Consider the following 4,650-nt stretch of genomic DNA (forward strand, 5'->3'; position numbering starts at 1 on the left):
CGGTCACTACGATGAGCCAGAAATCCTCCCTTACGCAATCAGCCACTTCTGTCCCAAAGGGGCTGACGGCGGACAGTTTCCCCTGCTGGGCAAAGCGCTTGAATATCTGTCGCCGGCCAGCATGCCGCCGGAGATCGTGACCGGCTTGATGTTCCTCTGTGTGCTGCCGTCGACGGTTCAATCGTCCATCGCCTTCACGTCGATCGCGCGCGGCAATGTGCCCGCCGCCATATGCGCGGCATCGGCATCGAACATGTTGGGCGTCGTCATCAGCCCGCTGCTTGCGGGCTGGCTGTTGAAGACACAAGGCCTGGAACTGTCGTTCGGCATCTTCCGTGACATCACATTGCAGCTTCTGGTGCCGTTCCTGGCTGGACAGGTGCTGCGGTCCTGGATTGGAAGATGGGTGGAGACGAGGAAGAAGCTTCTGGGCTATGCGGATCGCGGCTCCATCCTGCTGATCATCTACGTCGCCTTTTCCAAGGGCGTCATGTCGGGTATGTGGAGCCAGTTCGAATTGTCCGACCTGCTTGTTCTTGTCGTCATGCTATCTGTCCTTCTGGCCTCGGTACTTATCGTCACCGGTTTTGCTGCACGCCGAATCCTGCGGTTTCCTGTCCAGGACGAAATCGTCCTGCAATTTTGCGGTTCCAAGAAATCACTGGCCAGCGGTTTGCCGATGGCCAGCATTCTGTTTGCCGGACCCCAGGTCGGCATTGTCGTTCTGCCGCTTATGCTGTTCCATCAATTACAACTGATTGTCTGCGCCATCCTTGCTCGACACTATGCGACTCGCCGCGACGATATCGGGGCCAATCTGTGAACGCGTGCCGGAAGCGTACTGGCAAAGACTATGCGGATCGCATCAGGATCGCTTCGCTGACATGGCTGACGCCGCAATCAAAGCGGCACCGACGAGAATTGCCGCATCAACGGCCCACGCGACCGGGTCCTGTGCGTCGCCGCCCCAGTTTATCACATACATGATCGCAAGTGCCGCCATCAGTGCTGCCGCAGACCAGCGGAAGGCAGCTTCGAAGACAGCGACAGGCAGGGCAATGCACGCTGTCCCGTAAGCCAGCCCCGTCATGACCATCCATGCAAACAGAGCGTGGTCACCGGCGCCGGCCAACGATATGACGGCTGTGAACGCGAAGATGGCCGGCTGGCCCCAAGCCGTCGCCGCCCAGAACCGTTCCCACGCGGGAACGGGGAGCCCCTGGTCGCGCCGACGCGCGAACCAGATCGTCATACCGCTCGACGTGACGACACACAGTGCCAGTCCAAGCACACCATAGGCGATTTTGGTAGCGAGGCCGCCGAACCATCCAAAGTGGAGCGGCGGCAGCGACAGCAACGCGCGCGATCCGATCGACCTCGGTTCTGTCCTCGGTGAGAAGATCACTTGGCTGTCCGCATCGAATATATAGCGCTGGTCGTGTGTCAGCCGGCCCGCTTCCTCGAAGATCACGGAGATGGTCTGTCCCCGCGTGCCGGGGTGCTGGATTTCGATCGACTGGATCTGTGCCGCCGGCTCCTGCGCGCGCATGAACGCCATGATTTGCGCTACCGACGGCATGGTGGCCGGTGTCTTGTCTTCCCGGCTTTCCAGCGGCCCGACGATCTCGGTGAGTGCCCGGCGGAAGTCGCCCTTATAGGCGGTTGCCGCCATACCGCCGAACATGAGGAGGAAGGCTCCGAGTACGGCGCCGGTCAGCGTCACAAGGATGAAGAAGGGCATGCCCCATGTGCCCAACCGGTTATGCAGGTCGGCTTCCTGCACGCGCAATGAACCGCCGCGGCGCAGTGTGAACGCTTCCCTGAAGATGTGAGGATGCGCGAGCACCCCCGACATGAGCAAGGCCAGGAGAGCGACGCCGATCAGGCCGACCACGGCAAGGCCGGCGAGGCGTGGGAGATGCAGATTGGCATGAAGTGCCACAAGAAAGTCAGTGATCGGATGGGACACGGGTGCGATCAATCGCCCGCCCCTGTCCGCCACCCATTGATTACCTTCGCCTTCGACCGAACCGCCCACAAAGACAAGACGGGGGGTGGCGCTTCTGGGGAGCAGGACGGAAATCGCCCGCACGGCGCTCCCGGCCTTGGCGTGGATTTCGGACAGTCCGCGATCAATGGCATCTGGCGAAACGGTAGTCAGCACGGGCCCAGCAGGCTGTTCCCAACGCTCCAACTCCTGCGCGAACACAACGATCGTGCCCGACAGGCAGATCAGGTAGATCAGCGCCGAGATCGCAAGGCCCAATACGGAATGGCCTGACAGAATGGCGCCAATGAGCGAGGTGAGCAACAGCCGCCTGCGGCCTTGCTTTGCAGGGAGAGGCGCGTTCATACGAGCATCTCTACCGCGATCAGGAGGCCTGAGGCGCCGATGGTCGCGCACAGGCCCAGAACAGGCCGGCGCAGGCGCGCTTCGCTCAGCACCCAGATGACGAGTCCCGCCCATATTATAGGCAGGACAAGGGCGCCGATCGTGACCCGGTTGACGGGCAGGCCGATGGGAAGACCGGCGGCGGCGGCCCCGATTGCCATCGTCGTGATCATGGCGAGGAAAAAGGCCGCAAAGCCGCGACCCCAACCATTCCCGAACGCTTGGGGACTGGCGTCCTGTGTGACGATGCGCCCGCGTGTGTTGCGAGGTGGACGCCGTTCGGTGTTGAGCGCGACCAAGCCGTAGCCACACAGGCCAAAGGCCAGCGTCGCGATCGTCAGGCCGATCAGCGGGCCCAATACCGTTGTGAGCAGATAGAGGGAGACCAGCAGCGCGGACCAGCCCGACGCCACGCGAGCGCGCCCGCGCCGTTCACTGTTCCTCCAACCTGATCGCAGGAGCGCCAAGGCGAGACCCGTCGTGAGCAAACCACTCACGAGGGCCGGATATATGGAATCCGACAAGGATGCACCTCAGTTGAGAATAGATCGCATCCAGTCTAGCTGTGGTCGCTGGGGGCTGCGTCATTATCGGTGCCAATAAATAGCAGATCGATGCCACACTGATCGGTAGCGGTGGCGATAACGGCATGGCGTGGATAAGCTATCCCGATGGAGATAGCAAAACCCCGCCAGCTGCAGGAGATCACGCTTCAGCCGGAAGCCGCCGATCGGGTCGATGGCCCGATCATAATGGCGGTCGCCGGGACGGTCGAGGCGGAGCGCTTTTCGGTGCCGTTGCATCGCCATGGTCGCGGGCAACTGATGGCCTCAATGCGCGGATTATTGGCGGTCGATGTCGGGAACGAACATTGGGTCGTCCCCGCCAGCCACACCGTCTGGGTGCCGCCGGGCCATCTCCACACCGTTGCCTCTCATGGTGTCTTCCAGGGCTGGAGCGTCTTTGTGGCGGAATGCGCCTGTCTCTCCCTGCCGTCTCGACCCCGCACATTCCGGACATCGGCGCTGCTCCGCGAAGCCGTCCTTCGTGCCGCGGCATGGAGCGGCGACATGCTCGACACCGCTCAGCAGCATATTGCCGCCGTCATCCTGGACGAGGTGCGGTTTGCGCCGGCCGAGGCACTGGGCCTGCCCCTGCCGGCTGAAGCCCGACTGATGCGGATAGCGCGCGCCTTCATCACCGACCCTTCGGACGGGCGCGATCTGGACGCCTGGGCGGCGTGGGCGGCCGTGAGCCCACGGACGTTGAGCCGGCGTTTCGTGCAGGAAACGGGTTTCACCTTCACCGCGTGGCGACAGCGCGTCCGCCTGCTGCGCGCGCTTGAGATGCTGGCGGCGGGTGAGCCGGTCACGACCGTGGCGATGGACCTTGGCTATTCAACCACCAGCGCCTTCATCGGCTTGTTTCGTAAGGCGTTCGGGATCACGCCAGCCGCCTATCGCCGAAGTCTCTGACAGGCCCAGGGCTTTGGCGCGGCAGCGCTATTAAATGGCGGCTCTATGATATCGCCGCCGGTCCCTATCCACTATACGACCCTTACGTATTGATAATGACTATCATTATCGGAAATTGGGGGTTTCCATGTTGAAGTTCTACGGCGGCGCGTCACTCGCCGTCCTGCTGATCGCCACACCCGCACTGGCACAGGACGCGATCTCTGCTGCAAAAGACGAGACCGCCGCAACTATCGGCCCGGCCCGCGATCAAGCGGAAATGGCCGACATCGTCGTCATCGGGAGGCGGGCGGCGACGCCGTCGCTCGGCGCGCTCGGCGACCGTCCCATCCTTGACAGCCCCTTCTCGATCAGCACCTATGACGGTGCGTTGCTGAAGGACATACAGGCGCGATCCCTGACCGACATGCTGCGTCTGGAACCGTCGGCGACGACCTCCCTCGCGGATGTAACTGAGGGCACGAATTTCCTCCTGCGCGGCTTCTCGGTCTCGACCTATTACATGGACTCGGTCCCGGGTCTCGGCGGCAGCCGCTCGGACCCACCGCTGGAGCTTTACGACGGCGTTCAGGTTCTCAAGGGCGCAGCGGGCTTCCTGTTCGGGTTCACTTCGCCCGGCGGCATCGTGAATTTCGTCAGCAAGCGGCCGCGCTCGCAGCCTTTCCTGTCGGCAGAAGTCGGCTATGCCCAAGACAGCCTTTATCGCGGGACTATCGGGAATTCCGTGCTCGGCTGGGCCATACTGAAGCGAAAGGAGCTTCACGATGGCAGGACGCAAGGAAC

The 4,650-nt window shown here is 62.5% G+C and carries 5 protein-coding genes; 3 read left to right on the top strand and 2 right to left on the bottom strand.

Translation table 11 applies throughout. The features are described from left to right. Positions 1-823: bile acid:sodium symporter family protein (locus AC1Q7F_RS32480; RefSeq protein WP_492512689.1), on the top strand; the 823-nt coding region annotated here is incomplete at its 5' end. A gap of 42 nt (positions 824-865) precedes the next feature. Here the strand turns inward: AC1Q7F_RS32480 and AC1Q7F_RS32485 are convergent. After that, positions 866-2,353: a PepSY-associated TM helix domain-containing protein gene (locus tag AC1Q7F_RS32485; RefSeq protein ID WP_492512690.1), complete on the bottom strand. Its 1,488-nt coding sequence runs from the start codon at positions 2,351-2,353 to the stop codon at positions 866-868. Beyond that, positions 2,350-2,805, bottom strand: coding sequence for a hypothetical protein (locus AC1Q7F_RS32490; RefSeq protein ID WP_492512691.1), 456 nt, complete (start codon positions 2,803-2,805; stop codon positions 2,350-2,352). The genes AC1Q7F_RS32485 and AC1Q7F_RS32490 overlap by 4 nt, the downstream gene beginning before the upstream one ends. 258 nt (positions 2,806-3,063) lie before the next feature. Here AC1Q7F_RS32490 and AC1Q7F_RS32495 point away from each other — a divergent pair, with 258 nt between their 5' ends. Together AC1Q7F_RS32495 and AC1Q7F_RS32500 are read left to right on the top strand one after the other, a co-directional pair. Continuing rightward, positions 3,064-3,867 (top strand): AraC family transcriptional regulator, encoded by an 804-nt coding sequence (locus tag AC1Q7F_RS32495; protein WP_416621300.1) that lies wholly within the window; start codon positions 3,064-3,066, stop codon positions 3,865-3,867. Positions 3,868-3,994: 127 nt separating this feature from the next. After that, on the top strand, positions 3,995-4,650 hold a 656-nt coding region (locus AC1Q7F_RS32500; protein ID WP_492512692.1), incomplete at its 3' end, for a TonB-dependent receptor plug domain-containing protein.

Source organism: Niveispirillum sp. GW835-FHT14G11 (genome assembly GCF_058793615.1).

What these genes read in the sequence shown, in the direction of transcription:
- AC1Q7F_RS32485 (WP_492512690.1), bottom strand. Translation starts at nt 2,353, where the DNA reads ATGAACGCGCCTCTCCCTGCAAAGCAAGGCCGCAGGCGGCTGTTGCTC.
- AC1Q7F_RS32495 (WP_416621300.1), top strand. Translation starts at nt 3,064, where the DNA reads ATGGAGATAGCAAAACCCCGCCAGCTGCAGGAGATCACGCTTCAGCCG.